This window comes from Rhodococcus rhodochrous, assembly GCF_014854695.1.
Lineage (GTDB): Bacteria > Actinomycetota > Actinomycetes > Mycobacteriales > Mycobacteriaceae > Rhodococcus.
Genome location: NZ_CP027557.1, coordinates 1,035,716 through 1,054,921, shown reverse-complemented (window position 1 = coordinate 1,054,921; position 19,206 = coordinate 1,035,716). Strand labels below are relative to the sequence as shown.

Genomic DNA, 19,206 nt, shown 5'->3' with positions numbered 1-19,206 from the left:
GAGGAGAGCCCAACCGTCATGGCAGCGCGCGCGTCAGTTCCCGAGGATTTCGTCGCAGGACTCGAAGGCGTGGTCGCCTTCACGAGCGACATCGCCGAGCCCGACAAGGACGGTGGCGCGCTGCGCTATCGCGGGGTCGACATCGAAGAGCTCGTCGAGAAGGGAATCACCTTCGGCGACGTGTGGGCCCTGCTCGTCGACGGCGAGTTCGGTCGCGGCCTGCACCCGGCCGAGCCGTTCCCCCTGCCGATCCACACCGGCGACGTCCGCGTCGACGTCCAGGCCGGTCTGGCGATGCTCGCACCCATCTGGGGCTTCCGGCCGCTGCTCGACATCGACGATGCGACCGCCCGCGACAATCTCGCCCGCGCCGCGGTGATGGCCCTGTCCTATGTCGCCCAGTCCGCCCGCGGCATCTACCAGCCCGCCGTGCCGCAGCAGCGCATCGACGAGGCGAGCACCGTCACCGAGCGCTTCATGGTCCGCTGGAAGGGCGACCCGGATCCCAAGCACGTCGAGGCGATCGACGCCTACTGGGTCTCGGCGGCCGAGCACGGCATGAACGCCTCGACGTTCACCGCCCGGGTCATCGCCTCGACCGGCGCGGACGCGGCCGCCTCGCTCTCCGGCGCGGTCGGCGCGATGTCCGGCCCGCTGCACGGCGGTGCTCCCGCGCGCGTGCTGCCGATGATCGAGGAGACCGAACGCACCGGCGATCCGCGCGGCCTGGTCAAGGGCATCCTCGACCGCAAGGACAAGCTCATGGGCTTCGGTCACCGCGTCTACCGTGCCGAGGACCCCCGCGCCCGGGTGCTGCGCAGCACCGCGAAGCGGCTCGACGCTCCCCGTTTCGAGGCGGCGGCCGCGCTCGAGCAAGCTGCCCTGGCCGAGCTGCGCGAGCGTCGTCCCGACCGGGCGATCGAGACCAACGTCGAGTTCTGGGCCGCGGTGATCCTCGATTTCGCCGAGGTCCCCGCGGCGATGATGCCCGCGATGTTCACCTGCGGTCGGACCGCCGGCTGGTGCGCCCACATCCTCGAGCAGAAGCGTCTGGGCAAGCTCGTGCGTCCCGCGGCGATCTACACCGGCCCCGATCCGCGCCCTGCCTCCGAGGTCACGGGCTGGGATTCGATCACGCATCGCTGATGCCTCTTCCTCGGCCGGGCCGACCAGCGCCCGGCCGGGGCTCCGAGGGGGCGGTCTAGACTACCTGTGCACCATGTCCCTCGACTCTTAGGACACGCATTCCGATGGCAGACGCGTCACCGATCATTCCCGCCGACCTCAAGCCCGCAGACGGCCGCTTCGGCTGCGGCCCGTCCAAGGTTCGTCCCGAGCAGCTGCAGTCGCTGGTCGACGTCGGCGCTTCGGTGTTCGGCACCAGCCACCGGCAGAAGCCGGTCAAGGACGTCGTCGCCCGTGTCCGCTCGGGTCTGCGCGACCTGTTCTCCCTGCCCGAGGGCTACGAGGTCGTCCTCGGCAACGGTGGCACCACCGCTTTCTGGGACGCCGCGGCCTTCGGTCTGATCCGGGAGCGTTCGCAGCACTTCACCTACGGCGAGTTCTCGTCGAAGTTCGCGACGGTCGCGAAGAAGAACCCGTTCATCGGCGACCCGATCGTCGTGGGTTCGGAGCCGGGCTCGGCTCCGGAGATCGTCGCCGACGCGTCGGCCGACCTCATCGGCTGGGCGCACAACGAGACCTCGACGGGTGTCGCGGTCCCCGTGCAGCGCCCTGCCGGTTCCGACAACGCCCTGATCGCGATCGACGCGACCTCGGGTGCCGGTGGCCTGCCGGTGAACATCTCCGACGTCGACGTGTACTACTTCGCCCCGCAGAAGAGCTTCGCCGCCGACGGCGGCCTGTGGATCGCGCTGATGAGCCCGGCCGCGCTCGAGCGTGTCGCCGAGATCAAGGAGTCGGGTCGCTTCACCCCCGAGTTCCTGTCGTTGCCGATCGCCGTCGACAACAGCAGCAAGGACCAGACCTACAACACCCCGGCGCTGGCCACCCTGCTGATGTTCGCCAACCAGATCGAGTGGCTCAACGGCAATGGCGGCCTCGACTGGGCCGTCGCGCGCACGAAGGATTCGTCCTCGCGCCTGTACGAGTGGGCCGAGGCCTCCGAGTACGCGACGCCGTTCGTCGCCGATCCGTCGCTGCGTTCGCAGGTCGTCGGCACCGTCGACTTCGCCGACTCCGTCGATGCGGCGCAGGTCGCGAAGATCCTGCGGGCCAACGGCATCGTCGACACCGAGCCGTACCGCAAGCTCGGCCGCAACCAGCTGCGCATCGGCATGTTCCCGGCCATCGATCCCGAGGACGTCACGCAGCTGACCAAGAGCATCGATTGGGTCGTCTCCCAGCTCTGAGCACGCCGCACAGCGGGGCCGGGTCCGATGTCGGATCCGGCCCCGTTGTCGTCATAGTCTCGACCTCGCATCGAGACATTTCGGCGAACCCTGGACGATAACGCGCCGCGTCGGATTTCTTGCGATGTCGCTCGGCGTGGCGCGGCGTGTCCGGCCACGAAAAATATCCAGGTCGGTTACAGTCGGGCGGGTCAATCGCGATCGGCGCGAGGAGGTCAAGGTGCGAGAGCTTCGAGTGGTCGGTCTCGAGCCCGATGCTAAGCATGTGGTGCTCGCCGATCCCACGACGGGGGACAAGTTCCGCATTCCCGTCGACGACACCCTGCGCGCGGCCGCTCGCGGTGATCTGGCCCGTCTCGGCCAGATCCAGATCGAGACGACCAGCCAGCTCCGTCCTCGCGAGATCCAGGCCCGCATCCGCGGCGGCGCCTCGGTCGAGCAGGTGGCCGACGAGGCCGGGATCCCGGTCGCCAAGGTCGAACGGTTCGCCTATCCCGTCCTGCTCGAGCGGTCCCGGGCGGCCGACATGGCCAAGAAGGGGCATCCCGTCCGTCCCGACGGCCCCGCCGTCGAGACCCTCCACGAGATCGTCACGCAGGCCTTCCGCGCTCGCGGACACAGCCTCGACGAGGCCGAGTGGGACGCCTGGCGCGACGACGAGGGCTTCTGGGTCGCACAGCTGCGGTGGCACGCCGGTCGCTCCACGAACCGCGCCCACTGGCGCTACCAGCCCGATGCTCACGGCGGCACGATCACCGCGCTCGACGACATCGCCGCCGATCTCGTCGATCCCGACTGTGGTCGTCCCCTGCGCTACCTGACCCCGGTCTACTCGGCGCGCGATGTCGACGATTCCACCGAGGCGGAGAACGCCGAGCGGCACGCCCCGATCGCGCTGGAGGCTCCCGCCGCCGACGAACCGGCGCCCGAGCCGGTCGCCGACGAGGAGACCGCCGTCGCCGTCACGGTGCCCGACGACACCGACGCATCACGTGCGGCACAGGCTCCCGCGAAGGACAAGCGCGGTAAGCCCGCGCTGCCCTCGTGGGACGACGTGCTGCTCGGTGTGCGCAGTAACGGGCGCGTCTGAGGAAGTCGTCGACGATGTCGGCGACGGTGTCGACGCTCTGGTACGTCGACGCACCCGATCCCGCAGCGGTCCTGCACGAGTTCTCCCCGGATCGCGATGCGGCACAAGCACTTCTGTCACGACTGTTCCCGGATCTCCAGGTCGATCCAGGCGGACGGGTACCGCTGACCGAAGCCGGGGATACCGGCGAGGACGACGGCGTCGAACAATTCTGGATCGGTAGCTATCCCGGCGTGACGGTGGTGTCGAGTCGCCGGTTCGCGCTGCGCCATCCCTCGGAGCTACCCGCGATGTGGTTGCGCACGCCCGCCGCCGAACGCACGTGCCTGCTGGCTTCCGACCCGGCCGGCGCGTGGGGATCGTTCGCCGTGTGGGAGTGCGGCACGCTGCGCCGCAGCTTCGGGGCGAACACCGTCGAGTTCTTCGAGGACCAGGGACTCCCGTTCGTGTGGGAGCGCCCGTTCTGGGCGGGTGAGCATCCGCTCCGCTGGCCGCCGAACGTGCCCCCTCCCCCGGAGTCCCTGCCCTTCCACCCCCGCAAGCTCGTCGAGGAGGCCCACGGGGCCTGGCTCGGGTTCCGTTACGTCGGGCGCCGCGACGACGAACTCGACCCGCGAGACATCGAGACGTGGAGTTTCACGCTGCGCACCCCCGTCCCGCAGATCTCCGTCCCCGCACCGAAGACCTCCTGGTGGCGGCGACTCGCGGCGCACTGACCCGGCACCGGACACCGATTCCGACCGGAGCAGTCATTCCTCTTCTCCGACAATTGCTTTCAGCTCGTCGATATCGTCGGGTGTGATCTCCGGGGATTGCAGGACGACGGCCCAGGCGTCGACGTACTCGGTGCTGTACTTGTGGCCGTGGCCGGCCGGAACGCCCGTGGAGAAGGGCAGGTCGGCCGTGACCTGCCAGAAGGTCACGAACGGGATCCACACCATGTCTTCGAGCACGTCGCGGCCGGGGGCTTCGCCGATCCAGTCCGGTTCGCTCGTGATCAGGCGTGGACTCCACCAGACGATCGGGTCCGACGGATGCATCAGATACAGCACCCGGCTCCCCTCCCACGGCCCGTCCGCCGGCGGGATCTCCGCCTGCGGGTCGTTGGTGAACCGCACCGTGCGGCCGTCCCGGAAGACCGGTTCGATCTCGGGGCTGCCGGCCTCCCGGCGATCGCTGAACTCCCGGAAGAGGACGTTGAAGTTCGGAGGTCCGGCAAACACCGTGCCCGACGTGCGATTGCGCAGGTCGTACTCGCCGCTGAAGGCGGTCTCCCCGCCGAACGAACCGAGGCTCTCCCCAGCCACGAGCAGTCGGGGGCGGGCGTCCTGGGGAAGCTTCGACCAGACGTCGTAGACCGCGTCGAACAGGTCGCGTCCGGCTTCCCGCGCCTTCGACTGATCGACGAGATAGGAGATCCACGAGGGCAGATAGGAGTACTGGATCGCGACCGTCGCGACGTCGCCGCCGGTGAGGTACTCGACCGAGTCCACCAGGGCCGGGTCCACCCAGCCACTCCCCGTCGTCGTCACGACGACCAGGTTGCTGCGCTCGAACCCACCCGCCCGCGTCAGGTCCTCGACCGCCAGTGCCGCGCGACCCTCGGTGTCCTCGGACGACGCCAGCCCGGCGTAGATCCGGATCGGTTCGAGGACAGGACCTTCGGTGAATTCCCCGAGTTGTTCGGTGGTCGGCCCCTGTCCGACGAAGATTCGCCCCTGCCACCCGAGGGAATCCCACGGAACGACCGAATCCGGCCCACCCGAGCGGAGAACGGTCGTCGGCTGCTGCACACCTTCCTCGGTTCTCGTGTCCCTCGCCGAGAACGCCGCGTTGGCCGCGTCGATGAAGCCGGCGAGGAGCACTCCGGAGACGAGCGCGTACACGAGTCCCGCGACGAGGACCCACCCCACGACGTTCGCGGCCCGCTGCCCGATCCACCGGTCGAGAGTCCTTGCCGCCCAGCGATACAGGGCACGAATTCCACGTCCGATCGCCAGCAGCACGGCGAACATCACGATCGCGACGACCGGAGAGAGAACCGTGAGTGCCAGGTTGTACTCGGAAACCCCCATCAGAGTGCGGATCTCGTGCTGCCAGTACTGACCGAGCCCGAAGAAGATCGCGAGGAGGACCACCGCGCTGACACCGAAGATCCACCACGACGTCGCCTTCGGAGGTCGAGGAGGACGGTCGGCGAACGCACGCCACACGAACGCGACGAGCACACCGAGACCGTATCCGATCGCGGCAGTGATCCCGCAGATCATCCCCTGCAGGAGCCCGCCGCGTGGGAGCAGCGACGGAGTGAACGACAGGCACGCGAAAAGCACTGCACCCCAACACCCGGGAAGTGTGAGGTGCAGCGCCTTCCGTCGTGTCCGCGACCGGGGGTCATCGGTCGCGACGTTCGCGACCGGATCGCCCCGGACGCTGCGGCCGTCGTCCTGCACGGTCGCGTCAGTAGTAGTCGGCGCGCGGCTGCCAGGTCGAGATCGCCCAGATCACGACCGCATCCAGCGCGATGATCAGGATCGACCACCACGGGTAGTACGGCAACCACAGGAAGTTCGCGATGATCGACAACGCAGCGAGGACGATCGCCGTGACACGGGCCCAGGTGGCGCCGCTCATCAACGCGAGACCGGCGACCAGCATCACGACACCGAGGACGATGTGGATCCATCCCCACGTGGTGAAGTCGAACTTGAACGTGTATTCCACGCCCCGCACGAAGACTTCGTCCTCGGCCACCGCCGCGATGCCCTGGAAGAGCTGGACGACGCCGACCGTTGCCAGGATGATCGCGGCCCCGATCGAGGTGCCTGCGGCGATGCCCTGTTTCACACTCATCCCGTCCCTGTCGGGACGTACGTCATGAGACATGACGATCCTCTCGTGTACGAAGGAGACATCGGTCGTGCGCCGGTCCTCGCGAGGACCGGCCGCGACCCGATTCGGAGGAACAAGGGTGCCACCGGGTTACGCCGCCACCCTTGCACTTTCAATCGCCGGCTACTCGACGCGATGCGATGCGTCGAACGCAGGAGCCGACCCCGGGAGGGCACCGGCCTCGGATGCCCTCCCCGCAAGATCGTTCACGCGATGGGCACGCCGTCACGTCCGGGCGCGACGGTGCCGAGTGCCTGTGCCTTGAGGTGTTCGAACTCCGCGGACGTGATCGCCCCGGAGTCGAGCAGGGCCTTGGCGTCGGCGATCTGCTGAGCCGGGGATTTCCCGACCGCCACGGTTCGGATGTAATCGTCGGTGGCCTGCTTCGCCTCGGCCTGGGCCTGTTGTGCCCGCAGCGCCATGCCGCGGCCACGAGCGATCAGGTAGACCAGTGCCGTGAGGTACGGGAGGATCACCAGTCCGATGACCCACACGGCCTTCACCCAGCCGGAGACCGAATGGTCACGGAAGAGATCGACGATGATTTGGAACAGGACGATCAGGTATGCCACGAATGCGAATACGACGACTGTGTACCACACGTAGTCCCAGAAGGAATCCATAGCCGAACCTCCTCGGCCGATTCGGCGGCCGGGACGATGCCCGTGAAGCCGCCCGGAAATTGAAGATCTCGTATCCTGTTTCCCCTTGCGGCGTGCCGTTTCCGGCACCACCACCAGTCACGGCTCCATCCGCTCGTCGACACCGGATCGGATCGTGGCATCTGTCCGATTCCGGCGCCGGCGGGCCTGTTCACCAGCCATGACGACCTCCGTCCCTCCCCTCCGGAGGGACGCATAAACCATACGCCCATCACGAGTGAAGGGCACCTGTTTCCGCCGATCGGTCGGCCCCGGCGCACAGCGGGGATTCAGGAGTAGGTCGCTCGGGGATTCCAGGCCGAGATCGCCCAGATCACCATCACGTCGAGCGCGATGATCAGGATCGCCCAACCCGGATAGTTCGGAAGCCACAGGAAATTCACCACGATCGACAGTGCGGCGATGACGATTGCCACCACCCGCGCCCAGGTCGCACCGGCGATCAACGCGATTCCCACCACCGCCATCGCGACACCCACGACCATGTGGATCCACCCCCAGGTCGTGAGGTCGAACGCGAACATGTATTCCGGCCCGGCGACGAGCAACTCGTCGTCGGCGACAGCAGCGATCCCCTGGAGGATCTGCAGCACGCCGATCAAGGTCAGGATGATCGCAGCTCCCACCGACATTCCGGCCGCCAGACCTTGACCGATCGACATGTGCTCCCGCTCGACATGCGCACCGTGGGACATGATGCTCCTTCCGGCCCACCCGACATTTCCGAGTGTGCGCTTCGGAGGCGTTCTGCGGAACGGCTCCCATGAAGGAACTCTCCGGAGGGACGATCAGGACACGATCAGCGCGAGCCAGCCGAACGGCACACCGGCCACGAAACCGGCGGCGAGCCAGCGCAGTACCTGCACCCGAAGCCACGACCACGCGGTCGGCGCGACTCCCGCGACCGTCACGACATTGACGACGACGGCGAGGGCCGGATGGATCCGGCCGAGCACCTGCCCGCAGGCGACGACGGTGATGACGGTGGCGACGAAGGAGAATGCCGTCAGCGTGAGCCCCGTCGCCCAGGGGGTGGGCGCGGGGCCGCGAGCCTGGCTCATCGCGGGAGCCGCACCCGCTCGTAGAACGCCATCGCCGCAGCGGTGGCCACGTTCAGCGAATCCGTGCCGGGAGCCATGGGAATCCGGGCACGCACGTCGGTCGCCCGCATCGCATGCTCGGTCAGGCCCGGTCCCTCGGCGCCGAGCAACAGTGCGACCTTCTCCCCCGTCATCGCTTCGGCGAGCGGGATCGCCCGCGGGTCCGGGGTCAGCGAGATCAGCTGGAATCCTCTGCTGCGCAACAGATCCAGGTCGTACGGCCACCGGTCGACGTGCGCGAAGGGGACACGGAGGACGTGCCCCATCGACACGCGCACCGCACGCCGGTACAGAGGGTCGGCGCATCCCTTCCCGAAGAGCACACCGTCGACACCGAGCCCGGCGGCGTTGCGGAACATCGAGCCGATGTTCTCGTGGTCGTTGACCCCTTCGAGCACCGCGACCGTGGTCGCCTTGTCGAGGACGTCGTCGAGCGACAGCGGTTCGGGCCGGTGCGCGACGGCGAGCACCCCGCGGTTGAGGTGGAAGCCGACGACCTCCGCCATGGTCGCCGCATCGGTGCGGTAGAACGGCACATCGACGTCGCGCAGGTCGTCGGCGAGTTCGTCCAGCCGCCGACCCACCCCGAGCAGGCTCGTCGCAGCGAACCGGGAGTCGAGCATGCGCTGGACCACCAGCACACCCTCCGCGATCACCAGGCCCTTGCCACCGGGAAGATCGGGCCGACGGTCCGCGGAGTTGAGATCGCGGAAGTCGTCCACCCGGGGGTCGGAAGGATCGTCGATGTCGATGACGTGAACCACCGGGTCATTCTCCCAGCGGCCCCGCACCCTCCCGCACCGGGTCGGTCGTCGCGACCGCGGTGCAGCGCGGTCAGTCGTCTTCCGTGACGAGCGCCGTGAGGATTCCGACGGCGTCGCGCAGCGTGGCGAGCGAGTCCGGATCGAGCTTGTCGAGCCGTTCGGTCAGCCACACTTCGCGTGCCTGCGCCTCGTCGGCGAGCAGCTCGCTCCCGGCTTCGGACAGCGTCACGATGATCTGTCGTCCGTCCGTCGGGTGCGGTGTCCGCTCGACGAGACCGAGTTCGTGCAGAGAGGCGATGACCCTGGTCATCGAGGGTGGTTGGACGCGTTCGCGCGCTGCCAGTGCCCCCGGGGTCATCGCACCCTCCTGCGCGAGGGTGGCCATCGCCGAGATCTGGGTCAGGGAAACTCGGGAATCGCTGCGTCTCCCCCGCAAATGACGCGTCAGACGCACAACGGCGAGTGAGAGGTCACCGGCGAGTGCGCGTGTATCCGAGATCATGGCGTGCAGAATACGTCACATCGCCCGAAACACGCGCCGGCCGTCTAGGTGAGCAGTTCCGTGAGCGGATCGACCGAGAAGTACAGGGCGAACAGCACTGCGACGATCCACATCAGCGGATGGATGGTGCGGATCTTGCCGCTCGCGGCGTGCAGGATCACCCAGGTGATGAAGCCGACGCCGATGCCGTTGGCGATCGAGTAGGTGAACGGCATGACCATGATGGTCAGGAAGGCCGGCAGCGCCACGGCGAACACCGAGAAGTCGATGTCGCGAACCTGACCGATCATCAGGGCACCGACCACCACGAGTGCCGGGGAGGCCGCCTCGATGGGGACCACCTCGTACAGCGGGGTCAGGAACATCGCGAGCAGGAACATCACGCCGGTGACCACGTTGGCCAGGCCGGTGCGGGCTCCTTCCGCGATACCCGAGGCCGATTCGACGAACACCGTGTTGGACGAGGCGGAAGCGCCACCACCGACGATGGCGCCGGTGCCCTCGACGACGAGGGCCTTGCCGATGCCGGGGAGGGTGCCGTTCTTGTCGGCCAGGCCGGCTTCCTTGCCGAGGCCGGTCATGGTGCCCATGGCGTCGAAGAAGTTCGCGAGGACGAGCGTGAACACGAGCAGGGTCGCGGCGATCACGCCGATGCGGGTGAACGCGCCGAACAGGTCGACGTTGCCGACGAGGCTCAGGTTCGGGATGCCGAAGAAGGAGTCGGGGGCCTCGGGGGTGCTGAGGTTCCAGCCCTTGGGGTTGGTGCCCAGCGACGGGCCGACGTCGGCGATGGCCTCGATGATCATCGACAGGATCGTCGTGGCGACGATGCCGATCAACAGGCCGCCGCGCACCTTGCGTGCGACGAGCACACCCATGAGCAGCACACCGACGACGAAGACGAAGGTCGGCCACGACGCGATGGAGCCGTCGATGCCCAGTCCGACGGGCACGGTGGTGCCGGCGGCGTCGGGGATGCGACGGACGAAGCCGGCGTCGACGAGGCCGATCATGGCGATGAAAGCGCCGATACCGGCGGCGATGGCGGCCTTGAGTTCTGCCGGGATCGCGTTGAAGACCGCGGTGCGGAAGCCGGTCAGGGCCAGCACGACGATGATGATGCCGTCGATGACCACCAGACCCATCGCTTCGGGCCAGGTGACCTGCGGCGCGATGGTCACCGCGAGCAGGCTGTTGATGCCGAGGCCGGCGGCGATGGCGAACGGGTAGTTGGCGACCACACCGAAGACGATGCTCATGAAGCCGGCGACCAGCGCGGTGACGGCGGCGACCTGGTTGATGGGCAGGATGTTGCCCATCACGTCGATCTTCGCGCTCGCGTCGTCGGCGGAGAAGCTACCGAGGATCAGCGGGTTGAGGACCACGATGTACGACATCGCGAAGAACGTGACGATGCCGCCACGCACCTCCCGGGACACGGTGGAACCGCGTTCGGTGATCTTGAAATAGGTGTCCAGAAAGGACGTTCGCTTGGAGTCGGTGCCTACGGCCATGTCCACAAATCCGCTCGTCGAGTACGGGGCGTCGCAACGGGAACCGATTATTGCAGCGCGAAGGAACTAATCTGCAAACCGTGGAACCCGCCCAGCTCGTCGCAGCCCGCATCCGACGCCTCGCCGACCCTCGCCCCGCGCTCGCCGTGGGGACCGGTCTGTGGGTGGTGGCGACCGTCGTCGTGGCGGTGGTGGGCGGCGAACTCCGGGACGATGTGCTCCCGGTCTGCGTGGCGGGAATCGTGGTGGGGCTGCTGGGAACTGCGCTCTTCCTGCTGCAGCGTCGTGCCGCTCGACGGGGCGACCGGGGTGCCCAGGTGGGGCTGGACTGACCCTCGTCCACGGCCGTCCGCGACACGCCCGCAGCGATGTCAGCGACGGATCCGCACCCGAGTGATCAACCACACCCACAGCAGGGCCCATGTGATCCCGAAGATCCAGCCCGCGACGACATCGGTGAACCAGTGCGCCGCGAGGTAGACGCGGGAGAGCCCGATCACGACGGTGTAGACGGCGAGCGCGATCGTCGCGGCGGTCCGGCGGCGATCGCCCCGCGGCCACGTGCGCACGACGACCGCGACGAGCACCGTGGCCAGAACGGCGCTGGTCATCGCATGTCCGGACGGGAACGATTCGGTGTGCAGGGCCAGGAGCCGTTCGGGTTCCGGTGGCCGGACGCGGCCGAACAGATTCTTGAGCAACACCATCACCGGCCAGCCCGTGAGGACCGCTCCGGCGACGAGGACGGCGTCGGACAGACGATCGGCCCGCACCAGCAGCAGCGTCGTCACCGCGGCGATCAGGCTCGTCGCGACTCCCCCGCCCGTGTGGGTGAGTGCAGTCACCGCGGTGGTCAGCCCGGGCTCGCGGAGCGACACCATCCAGTCGAGCACCGCGGCATCGAGCGTCACGGTTCGGTTCTCACGTCCGGAGCCGTGAGCGCGGTGAGTGCCGCGGCCAGGCCGATCGGTGTGCTGTGGACGGTGCCGGCCGCGTCGACCCACCACGGGACCTCGACCTCACCGGTCAGGGCTCCTGAGCAGCGGACGACGAGTCGGTCGTGCAGCGCGAGCACCCCGCGCGGAAGCGGCACCCCGGCGACGATTCCGGCCAGGACCGCGGCCGGTTCGCGCTCCCACGTCGAACTCCTTCCCTGCTCGACGGGTTCGGCGTCGACCACCGCGGACGCCACGGCGATGTCGAGCACGTCCGCGAGCGCGTGGGCGGTTCTCCGGCCACCCGTGACGAGGCGGTCGTGCGGGATCGCGGGCGCGAACCACGGACGGTCGGGTACGAGAGCGTCGGCTGCGTCGACGACGACACCCGACAGGCTGCGCACCCCGTCGGGCAGGGTCACCGACTCGGGGTCGAGGCCACCCGACGAGAAGGCCGCGGCGAGCGCGGCGTGCGCGGCGACGATCGCGGCCGGTCCCGGCGACCTGCTGTCGTCCGCGAGCCGGTCGAGCAGTGTCTGTGCCAGTTCGATGTCGTCGATCCGCGTTCCGGCGAGGGCGCTGCGGAAGGCCGACGCGTCGGGATGGGTGCAGGGGTCGAGCAGCCCTTCGAAGAGGGTGTCGTCGGCGAACCGGTAGTGCCCCAGAGGCCGGCCGTCGAGCGACGCGCGGGTGCGCAGGTACCACGCCGTGTATCCGGCGGGGTCGGTGATCGCTTCGGCCGTCGCGGGTTCGGCAGCCAGCAGGGTCAACGCCCGCGACCAGCGGCGATCGTCGACGAGATCGAGGTCGCGCACGGCGACGAGCACCTCGGGATCGTCGTCGAGCCGCTCCCACCACAGGTGCTCGTCGGGCAGGTCGTGGTCGGGTCCGGTCGGCAGTTCCGCACGCAGGACCGTGAAACCCCAGCCCACACCGATCGCCCGCAGGGCTTCGGCCCCGTACCGGTCGACGACGGACGGGTAGACGGTGCCGAAGGGTGCGTCCTCGACCAGCACTTCCGCGAGCGGTGCACCGGGAAGCAGGAGTTCGTCGGCGGGGACGAGATCGCCGTGGGTGTCGGGCAGCAGCAGCGCCCCGAGTTCACGAGGCACGGCCGCGGGCGACACGAGCGGCACCAATCGCAGCACGACGTCGGCTAGCTCACCGGCCGGGAGGTCGCCGTCCGGGTGGAGGTCGTCGGGATCGGTGTCCTCGACGGCCGCGACGAGCGCCGGGTCGGCGAGCAGGTCCTCGACCGTCACGGTGCCGGCTCCGAGCCGGGCGAGCAGCGGATGCGCGGCGTCGGGATGGACGAGGCGCACCCACGGCATCGACAGCGGACCGAGATCCTGCAGTTGCGTTGCGAGAACGGCCGTGCGCGGGCCGGTGACGGTCCGTCCGTCCGACAGCGGAACCGGCAGGGATGCGAGTTCCTCGGCCGCGACCGCGTCGACGACGAGCGGAGTGAGCGCCTCGTACAAGCGGTTCCACCACTTCGGCTCGCGTTCGTGCCCGGAGAGCAGTTCGGCCAGTCGCGCGAGACCGAGCCGATGCACGCCGGCGGCGGACAGCGCGGACGCATGTCGCGGCCCGCACAGCTCGGGGATCACGAGCCCCGGGACGACCTCGCCGAGGACGTCGGCGAGCTCGTCGGTGAGCCCGGGAAGTGCGACGGCCCGGTCGGGCACCAGATCGGCGCTGCGGTCGGCGGCGGGAAGCCACGCGCCGGCGGCCAACTCGTCGAGGATCGCTTCGCGGATGCGTCCGTCGACCTCGCTGCGCGCGAAACCCGGCAGGGGCACGAGGTCGAGTCGCTGCTCGGCGGGCAGAGCCGCGACGAACCGCGCGTATCCGCGGGCGACGTTCTCGACGTGGGCGCCGGGAAGCATGCGCCGCCGATCGGGTTGCATGGCGACGTCGGCGACGACGATCGCAGGGAGCGACAGCTCCTCGTCGGAGCGGGTGGGGGCACGCAGGACATCGCTGCGGACCGGGTCGACCCGCCCGTCGACGACGGGCACCAGCCATCGCGCCGATGCTCCGGTGAACTCCCACCAGGTGCGATCGCCGATCCGCACCTCCCACAGACCGTTGTCGAGTTCGCGCCGGTGACGGGTGAATTCGTCGTCGGTGACGACGAGGGTGTGGAGGCCGGGGAGTTCGAGCAGGATGTCGTGGGCCTCGGAACGGAAGGCGTCGAGCAGTGCGACCGGGTCCACACCGGGGCGCAGGGTCAGCACGACCTCGGTGTCGCTGCCGGTCGCCGGCGGTGTCTCCGTCGGCCACACGAGGCGCAGCGCCGGGACACCGGACTCCGGCTCGGGCAGGTTCCGCTCGGCGAGCACCGCGCGGGTGCGCTCGGCCGAGAAGTGGAGCGAACCGGTGCGCGAACGCACCTCGATGTCGTCGGAGACCGACAGCACCGCCGTGAAGCCGACACCGAACCGCCCCACGGTGGATCCGGCGCCGGTCTTGTTCGACGAGCGCAGTGCGGTCAGCGCGTGGACACCGCCCTCGTCGAGCGGCTCACCGATGTTCGCGACGTGGAGACGGCCGTCGGCGAACCAGACCCGCAGCTCACCGGGTACATCGGCACGCGCGGCGGCGTCGGCGGCGTTCTGGGCGAGCTCGGTCAGCACGCGGTCGCGGTACCCCGCGCGGACGTGGTCGGCCTCGGTGGCCGCGTCCTCCCGGAGACGGGTGGGCGACGACGACCAGGCCGCGATGATCCCTTCGCGTAACGCCGCGGTCCCGAACGGATCCGCGGGGTCCGGCCGGGTCACGTCAGTCGGTCTGTTCCGGCTCGGACGGGGACGACTCGACAGCAGGCTCGTCCGTGGACTCTGCAGGCGCAGGGGTGGCCGGTCCGAGCTCGACGACCTCCACTGCCGAATCGTCGAACGCCTCGTAGATCGGCGAACCGGCACCGGTGGGCAGGCTCGTGTCGGAATGCGCGCCGCATCCGTACTCGGCGTGCACGACGTGACCGTCGGCGGCGAACTCGTTGCCGCAGACGCCGAAGGCCGCACGCAGCGATCCGGCGAGCGGAAGATAGAAACCGCACAGGCGGCACGAGGACGGAGCGGCCTTCGCCATCTCCGAGTCGGGGCCGTAGTCGCTGTCGAACCAGCGCTGCGCTGCCTCGAGGCGACCTTCCAGGCTCATGACCTGCTTGCGGCCCAGCCCGATCTCCAGGGCGGTCTCGTCGACCTCGGGATCGCCGGACTGCATGTAGCCGGGAACCAGCCGCACATCGTCGGGAGCCGGAGCCAGCAGGTCGCCGGGACCCAGATCGCCGGGACGGATCCGCTCGCTCCACGGCACCCACTCGGGCGCGACGAGCGCGTCGGGACCGGGCAGGAGCACGAGTTCGCTCACCGTCACGCGATCCGAATCCGGGGCGGCGGCCACGACGACGGCCCACTGCCAACCGCGGTAGCCCGGCAGCTCCGAGGCGAAACGATGGGTGGCCGAGCACTCGTCCTCGCGCGTCACGCCCAGATAGGCGCCGACTCCACCGTCCCCGAGTTCGTCGAGTGCGGCCCGAGCGAGGTCGACGGCGTCGGCGAGCACGGAACGCACCGCCGGATCGACCACGGGGTTCGTTCCTCGGGAAGTGGAAGCAGAGGCAACACTCACGGCCTCCATTCTGCCTGACCTGTCTGCTCCGGCGCCTGCGGGTCGCGGAAGGTCGTACAGGCACCGCTCACGCGCGAGGTGCAGGATGGGCGCGTGCCCCGTCTTCTCCTCTCGGCCGCGGTCGCGACGGTCGTCTGCGTCACCACCGCCGGATGCGGCGACGATCTCGTCGCCGAACCCGGTCCACCCGCCACCGAACTCGGTGTGGAGGTCGTCGCCACGCACCCCCACGATCCGGAAGCGTTCACCCAGGGCCTCGAGATCGACGAAGGCGAACTGCTCGAAGGCACCGGCCGGGCCGGGCGCTCGTGGGTGTCGGCCCGGGAGGTCGACCTCGACGGCGGGACCGTCACCCTCGCCGAGACCGAGCGCACCCGCGAACCCGTCCTCGACGATCTTTTCGGTGAGGGCATCACCGTGGTCGGCGACGAGCTGTGGCAACTGACCTGGAAGGACGGCACGGCCGTCGTCCGCGATCGCGACACCCTGCTCGAGAAGCGCCGGGTCGACTACGACGGCGAGGGCTGGGGGCTGTGCGCGCAACCCGACCGTCTGGTGATGAGCGACGGCTCGGCCGAGCTGATCTTCCGCGACCCCGCCACCTTCGACGAAGTCGGACGCGTCACCGTCCACCGGGACGGACGTGCCGTGTCGAAGCTCAACGAACTCGAGTGCACCGAGGACGGCAGGGTCTGGGCGAACGTGTGGCAGACGGACGAGATCGTGCTGATCGACCCGGCCTCGGGCCGGGTGGAGGCCCGGGTCGACGCGGCTCCGCTGCGCGATCGGCTGCCCGAGGGGGCCGATGTGGATGTCCTCAACGGCATCGCACACATCCCCGGGACCGATCGGTTCCTGGTGACGGGCAAGTACTGGCCGACGCTGTTCGAAGTGCGTTTCGTGGAGTGATCCGGGTGGCATACCGGTCGCGACACGCGTCACTCGGGCCACGTGCCGCCCTTGTGTTACAACCGCTGTCGCGTGGGGAAGAATCGAAGACGTGACCGAACCGGACGAGCGACCCGCCCCCGAGGGAGCGGACGGCCGTGTCCCGGGTTCGCAGCATCCGGGGTACAGCAACTATCCGCCTCCGCGCCGCGCCTCGGGCCGTCGCACTCCCCTGCCGCCCCTGCATCCCGTCGACCATCCGCGCCGACCGCCGGGCGCGTCGGCCGCGGGTCGGGCGGAGTCCTCGTCCGAGACCGACTCACCGCGCGCTCCGCGCATGCCGCGGAAGCTGACGGTGACGCGGGTCGCGGCCCTTCGCAGCCGCGAACTCACCTCGAAGGGCATCGCGACCTTCCGTCGAGCGGCCACGGCCGACGGCGCCGACAAGTCGGGGCTGACCGCGCTCACCTACGCGACGATGGCGAACTTCGCCTCCGACGCGGCCATCGCCGTCGCGCTCGCGAACACCCTGTTCTTCTCGGCGGCCACCGGTGAGGACAGGACGAAGGTCGCGCTGTATCTGCTCATCACGATCGCGCCGTTCGCGATCATCGCCCCGCTCATCGGGCCGTTGCTCGACAGGTTGCAGCACGGTCGTCGCGTCGCGCTGGCGACGTCCTTCGCGCTGCGCACGGTGCTCGCGGTGGTGCTGGTGTTCAACTTCGACAGCTGGCTGTTGTATCCGGCGGCGCTCGGCATGATGGTGCTGAGCAAATCGTTCGCGGTACTCAAATCCGCGGTGACACCCAGAGTCCTGCCACCGGAGATCGATCTGGTGCGGGTGAACTCCCGGTTGACGGTCTTCGGCCTGGTCGGCGGCACGATCGGTGCCGGCGCGATCGCGGCGGCCGCGGCATGGGCGTTCGGTTCGTCGGGCGCGCTGTGGCTGTGCGCCGGGATCACCGCATTCGGCGCCTATCTGAGCATGCGCATCCCCGCCTGGGTCGAGGTCACCGAGGGCGAGGTGCCGGCGACGCTGTCGTACCACCGCTCCGACGCGCGCACCGAGGTGCTGCACGCCGACACGGTGACCGAGGTGATCGTCACCAAGTCCGGGAAACGGAAGCAGCCGCTGGGACGGGCGGTGGTGACCGGGCTGTGGGGCAACGGCACGATCCGCATCCTCACCGGCTTCCTGACCTTGTTCATGGCATTCGTCGCGAAGAACACCACCGGACAGGATCCGCTGATGCAGGCCGCGATGCTCGGTGGTGTCGGTGCCGCCGCCGCGGTCGGCAACTTCGCGGGCAATGCGACCGGAGCGCGACTCGCGCTCGGACGGCCCGCTCTCATCGTCGTGCGGTGCACCGCCGCGGTCGTCGTCGTGGCCGCCGTCGTCGCCGCGACCGGCAACGTCCTGGCCGCCGCGCTGGCGGCGCTCGTGGCGGCGTGCGCCAGCGCGCTGGCCAAGGTCTCGCTCGACGCATCGCTCCAGCAGGACCTTCCCGAGGAGTCGATCGCGTCCGGATTCGGCAGGTCCGAGACGGTCCTCCAGCTCAGCTGGGTGTTCGGCGGAGCGATGGGTGTGCTGTTGCCGACCGAACTGTGGCTCGGGTTCGCTGTGGTCTCCGTAGCGCTGGTTCTCGGATTCGCGCAGACGGTGCTGACATACCGTGGGGGGACATTGTTGCCGGGATTCGGCGGCCGTCGACCCGAACGCGTCTCCACCGAGACGGCTGCCGGGCGAAGGCGCGCCGGTGGATCCCCCACCGAAGATTGGAACAGTTGAGTTGCAGGCCCGGACGAAGAAGACTCTCGCGCTGCTGCTGGTGGCCCTGGTGGTCGTGGTAGCGGGAGTCGCCGCCACGGTGTGGAAGCTGGTCGATTCGGCCGAGCCCACGCTCCCCACCATCACTGCGTACGCACGGGGAGAGACCGTGACGGTCGACCCCGCGCAGCACTGCAATCTCTATCTCGAGGACTGCGTGGAGAACCCGATCGGTCAGCTCGACGTGCCGGCCGGTTACCCGCTGCAGCTGTCGCTTCCGTCGGAGATCGCCGACGCGCCGTGGCGCATCCTCACCGTCTACGGCGACACGCAGACCGGGCAGACCTACATCGACGGCGCGATGTTCGAGGCCGGTGCGCGCCGCACCCTCACCGTGGAGAGCTCTCCGGAGCTGCAGCTGCTCGGAGTGGAGATCCAGCTGCCGTCGGCCGTGGTCGACGAGGCCGGTGAACCGATCGCGCACGCCGTGTGGGCCGTCAAGACGTTCTGAGCTTCGGCCCCGCATACGACGACGGGCCGTCCTCGCACATGGCGAGGACGGCCCGTCGTGGTTCGTCCCAGGATTACATCTAGTGGTCGAGCTCGCGCGCGATCGCCCGCATGACCTCGGAGATGCGCTGCCCGGTCTTGCGGTCGGGGTAACGCCCGCGCCGCAGATCGGGCTGGACCGCTGCTTCGAGCAGCTTGATCATGTCCTCGACCATGCCGTGCAGCTCGTCCGGCGCGCGACGCTTCTGCTGGGCGGGAGCCTCGCGGCGACCCTGCCGCAGCGTGGGCTGCTCGAGGAGCTCGACCTTCAGCGCCTGCGGACCCCGGCGGCCCACCGCCATACCGAACTCGACGCGCTGGCCGGGCTTGAGCGCTTCCACTCCCTCCGGGAGCGCCGAGGCGCGGACGTAGACGTCCTCGCCCTCGTCCTGGGACAGGAAGCCGAAGCCCTTCTCGACGTCGTACCACTTCACCTTGCCGGTCGGCACCGCGCTCACCTGCTCCTCGACAGCTGTGCCCCACAGTGGGGCAACCGTTCAACATGCAAAACAACGCGCCCCGACTCGGTCG

The 19,206-nt window shown here is 69.1% G+C and carries 20 protein-coding genes; 8 read left to right on the top strand and 12 right to left on the bottom strand.

What is annotated here, in order from left to right; translation table 11 throughout:
• Window positions 1-18: 18 nt before the first annotated feature.
• The 4 genes from C6Y44_RS04985 to C6Y44_RS04970 all read left to right on the top strand — a co-directional run bounded on the left by C6Y44_RS04985 (window position 19) and on the right by C6Y44_RS04970 (window position 4,178).
• Window positions 19-1,146, top strand: a complete 1,128-nt coding sequence (locus C6Y44_RS04985) for a citrate synthase 2 (protein ID WP_159416590.1) — start codon at window positions 19-21, stop codon at window positions 1,144-1,146.
• Between the two features lie 104 nt (window positions 1,147-1,250).
• The gene (serC, locus tag C6Y44_RS04980; protein WP_060651998.1) at window positions 1,251-2,372 is read left to right on the top strand and encodes a phosphoserine transaminase; all 1,122 of its coding nucleotides are present in this window, start codon (window positions 1,251-1,253) and stop codon (window positions 2,370-2,372) included.
• Window positions 2,373-2,592: 220 nt separating this feature from the next.
• Window positions 2,593-3,462 carry a septation protein SepH gene (gene sepH / locus C6Y44_RS04975; protein ID WP_183070646.1) on the top strand — a complete coding sequence of 290 codons (870 nt, stop codon included), beginning with the start codon at window positions 2,593-2,595 and terminating at the stop codon, window positions 3,460-3,462.
• Window positions 3,463-3,476: 14 nt separating this feature from the next.
• Window positions 3,477-4,178 carry a DUF6928 family protein gene (locus C6Y44_RS04970; protein WP_192378705.1) on the top strand — a complete coding sequence of 234 codons (702 nt, stop codon included), beginning with the start codon at window positions 3,477-3,479 and terminating at the stop codon, window positions 4,176-4,178.
• Window positions 4,179-4,211: 33 nt separating this feature from the next.
• On the opposite strand, the gene C6Y44_RS04965 is transcribed toward C6Y44_RS04970, so the two are convergent.
• The 8 genes from C6Y44_RS04965 to C6Y44_RS04930 all read right to left on the bottom strand — a co-directional run bounded on the left by C6Y44_RS04965 (window position 4,212) and on the right by C6Y44_RS04930 (window position 10,896).
• The gene (locus tag C6Y44_RS04965) at window positions 4,212-5,915 is read right to left on the bottom strand and encodes an alpha/beta hydrolase (RefSeq protein ID WP_192378704.1); all 1,704 of its coding nucleotides are present in this window, start codon (window positions 5,913-5,915) and stop codon (window positions 4,212-4,214) included.
• Between the two features lie 7 nt (window positions 5,916-5,922).
• Window positions 5,923-6,348 carry a DUF7144 family membrane protein gene (locus tag C6Y44_RS04960; RefSeq protein ID WP_039587697.1) on the bottom strand — a complete coding sequence of 142 codons (426 nt, stop codon included), beginning with the start codon at window positions 6,346-6,348 and terminating at the stop codon, window positions 5,923-5,925.
• A 212-nt stretch (window positions 6,349-6,560) separates the two neighbouring features.
• On the bottom strand, window positions 6,561-6,977 hold the full coding sequence (locus tag C6Y44_RS04955) for an SHOCT domain-containing protein (RefSeq protein WP_159416592.1): 417 nt from the start codon (window positions 6,975-6,977) through the stop codon (window positions 6,561-6,563).
• A 308-nt stretch (window positions 6,978-7,285) separates the two neighbouring features.
• Window positions 7,286-7,711 (bottom strand): DUF7144 family membrane protein, encoded by a 426-nt coding sequence (locus tag C6Y44_RS04950; RefSeq protein WP_159416593.1) that lies wholly within the window; start codon window positions 7,709-7,711, stop codon window positions 7,286-7,288.
• Between the two features lie 93 nt (window positions 7,712-7,804).
• Window positions 7,805-8,077, bottom strand: coding sequence for a DUF2537 domain-containing protein (locus C6Y44_RS04945; protein WP_159416594.1), 273 nt, complete (start codon window positions 8,075-8,077; stop codon window positions 7,805-7,807).
• The gene (locus C6Y44_RS04940; RefSeq protein WP_120281549.1) at window positions 8,074-8,880 is read right to left on the bottom strand and encodes a TrmH family RNA methyltransferase; all 807 of its coding nucleotides are present in this window, start codon (window positions 8,878-8,880) and stop codon (window positions 8,074-8,076) included. The genes C6Y44_RS04945 and C6Y44_RS04940 overlap by 4 nt, the downstream gene beginning before the upstream one ends.
• Before the next feature lie 70 nt (window positions 8,881-8,950).
• Complete coding sequence (locus C6Y44_RS04935) at window positions 8,951-9,382, bottom strand: Rv0880 family HTH-type transcriptional regulator (RefSeq protein WP_159416595.1); 432 nt, start codon at window positions 9,380-9,382, stop codon at window positions 8,951-8,953.
• 44 nt (window positions 9,383-9,426) lie between these two features.
• Window positions 9,427-10,896 carry an NCS2 family permease gene (locus C6Y44_RS04930; RefSeq protein WP_159416596.1) on the bottom strand — a complete coding sequence of 490 codons (1,470 nt, stop codon included), beginning with the start codon at window positions 10,894-10,896 and terminating at the stop codon, window positions 9,427-9,429.
• 80 nt (window positions 10,897-10,976) lie between these two features.
• Between C6Y44_RS04930 and C6Y44_RS04925 the strand changes: the two genes are divergently transcribed.
• Entirely contained in the window at window positions 10,977-11,228 is a 252-nt protein-coding gene (locus tag C6Y44_RS04925) for a DUF2530 domain-containing protein (RefSeq protein ID WP_016691319.1), read from the top strand.
• 39 nt (window positions 11,229-11,267) lie between these two features.
• Here the strand turns inward: C6Y44_RS04925 and C6Y44_RS04920 are convergent, their stop codons facing one another.
• From C6Y44_RS04920 to C6Y44_RS04910, 3 genes are read right to left on the bottom strand one after another with little or no spacing between them, the layout of a single operon-like run.
• Window positions 11,268-11,807 (bottom strand): phosphatase PAP2 family protein, encoded by a 540-nt coding sequence (locus C6Y44_RS04920; protein WP_159416597.1) that lies wholly within the window; start codon window positions 11,805-11,807, stop codon window positions 11,268-11,270.
• Complete coding sequence (locus tag C6Y44_RS04915) at window positions 11,804-14,614, bottom strand: sacsin N-terminal ATP-binding-like domain-containing protein (RefSeq protein ID WP_159416598.1); 2,811 nt, start codon at window positions 14,612-14,614, stop codon at window positions 11,804-11,806. The genes C6Y44_RS04920 and C6Y44_RS04915 overlap by 4 nt, the downstream gene beginning before the upstream one ends.
• Before the next feature lies 1 nt (window position 14,615).
• Window positions 14,616-15,479: a DUF3027 domain-containing protein gene (locus C6Y44_RS04910; RefSeq protein ID WP_269072356.1), complete on the bottom strand. Its 864-nt coding sequence runs from the start codon at window positions 15,477-15,479 to the stop codon at window positions 14,616-14,618.
• A gap of 84 nt (window positions 15,480-15,563) precedes the next feature.
• Between C6Y44_RS04910 and C6Y44_RS04905 the strand changes: the two genes are divergently transcribed.
• From C6Y44_RS04905 to C6Y44_RS04895, 3 genes are all read left to right on the top strand, one after another.
• Complete coding sequence (locus C6Y44_RS04905) at window positions 15,564-16,379, top strand: glutaminyl-peptide cyclotransferase (RefSeq protein ID WP_159416600.1); 816 nt, start codon at window positions 15,564-15,566, stop codon at window positions 16,377-16,379.
• Window positions 16,380-16,470: 91 nt separating this feature from the next.
• The gene (locus tag C6Y44_RS04900; RefSeq protein ID WP_159416601.1) at window positions 16,471-18,147 is read left to right on the top strand and encodes an MFS transporter; all 1,677 of its coding nucleotides are present in this window, start codon (window positions 16,471-16,473) and stop codon (window positions 18,145-18,147) included.
• Between the two features lies 1 nt (window position 18,148).
• Window positions 18,149-18,637, top strand: coding sequence for a DUF2771 domain-containing protein (locus C6Y44_RS04895; RefSeq protein ID WP_088897816.1), 489 nt, complete (start codon window positions 18,149-18,151; stop codon window positions 18,635-18,637).
• A 79-nt stretch (window positions 18,638-18,716) separates the two neighbouring features.
• On the opposite strand, the gene C6Y44_RS04890 is transcribed toward C6Y44_RS04895, so the two are convergent.
• Window positions 18,717-19,124 (bottom strand): cold-shock protein, encoded by a 408-nt coding sequence (locus C6Y44_RS04890; RefSeq protein WP_006551677.1) that lies wholly within the window; start codon window positions 19,122-19,124, stop codon window positions 18,717-18,719.
• Window positions 19,125-19,206: the final 82 nt, after the last annotated feature.

What these genes read in the sequence shown, in the direction of transcription:
- C6Y44_RS04985 (WP_159416590.1), top strand. Translation starts at nt 19, where the DNA reads ATGGCAGCGCGCGCGTCAGTTCCCGAGGATTTCGTCGCAGGACTCGAA.
- serC (WP_060651998.1), top strand. Translation starts at nt 1,251, where the DNA reads ATGGCAGACGCGTCACCGATCATTCCCGCCGACCTCAAGCCCGCAGAC.
- C6Y44_RS04970 (WP_192378705.1), top strand. Translation starts at nt 3,477, where the DNA reads ATGTCGGCGACGGTGTCGACGCTCTGGTACGTCGACGCACCCGATCCC.
- C6Y44_RS04960 (WP_039587697.1), bottom strand. Translation starts at nt 6,348, where the DNA reads ATGTCTCATGACGTACGTCCCGACAGGGACGGGATGAGTGTGAAACAG.
- C6Y44_RS04955 (WP_159416592.1), bottom strand. Translation starts at nt 6,977, where the DNA reads ATGGATTCCTTCTGGGACTACGTGTGGTACACAGTCGTCGTATTCGCA.
- C6Y44_RS04950 (WP_159416593.1), bottom strand. Translation starts at nt 7,711, where the DNA reads ATGTCCCACGGTGCGCATGTCGAGCGGGAGCACATGTCGATCGGTCAA.
- C6Y44_RS04945 (WP_159416594.1), bottom strand. Translation starts at nt 8,077, where the DNA reads ATGAGCCAGGCTCGCGGCCCCGCGCCCACCCCCTGGGCGACGGGGCTC.
- C6Y44_RS04935 (WP_159416595.1), bottom strand. Translation starts at nt 9,382, where the DNA reads ATGATCTCGGATACACGCGCACTCGCCGGTGACCTCTCACTCGCCGTT.
- C6Y44_RS04930 (WP_159416596.1), bottom strand. Translation starts at nt 10,896, where the DNA reads ATGGCCGTAGGCACCGACTCCAAGCGAACGTCCTTTCTGGACACCTAT.
- C6Y44_RS04910 (WP_269072356.1), bottom strand. Translation starts at nt 15,479, where the DNA reads ATGGAGGCCGTGAGTGTTGCCTCTGCTTCCACTTCCCGAGGAACGAAC.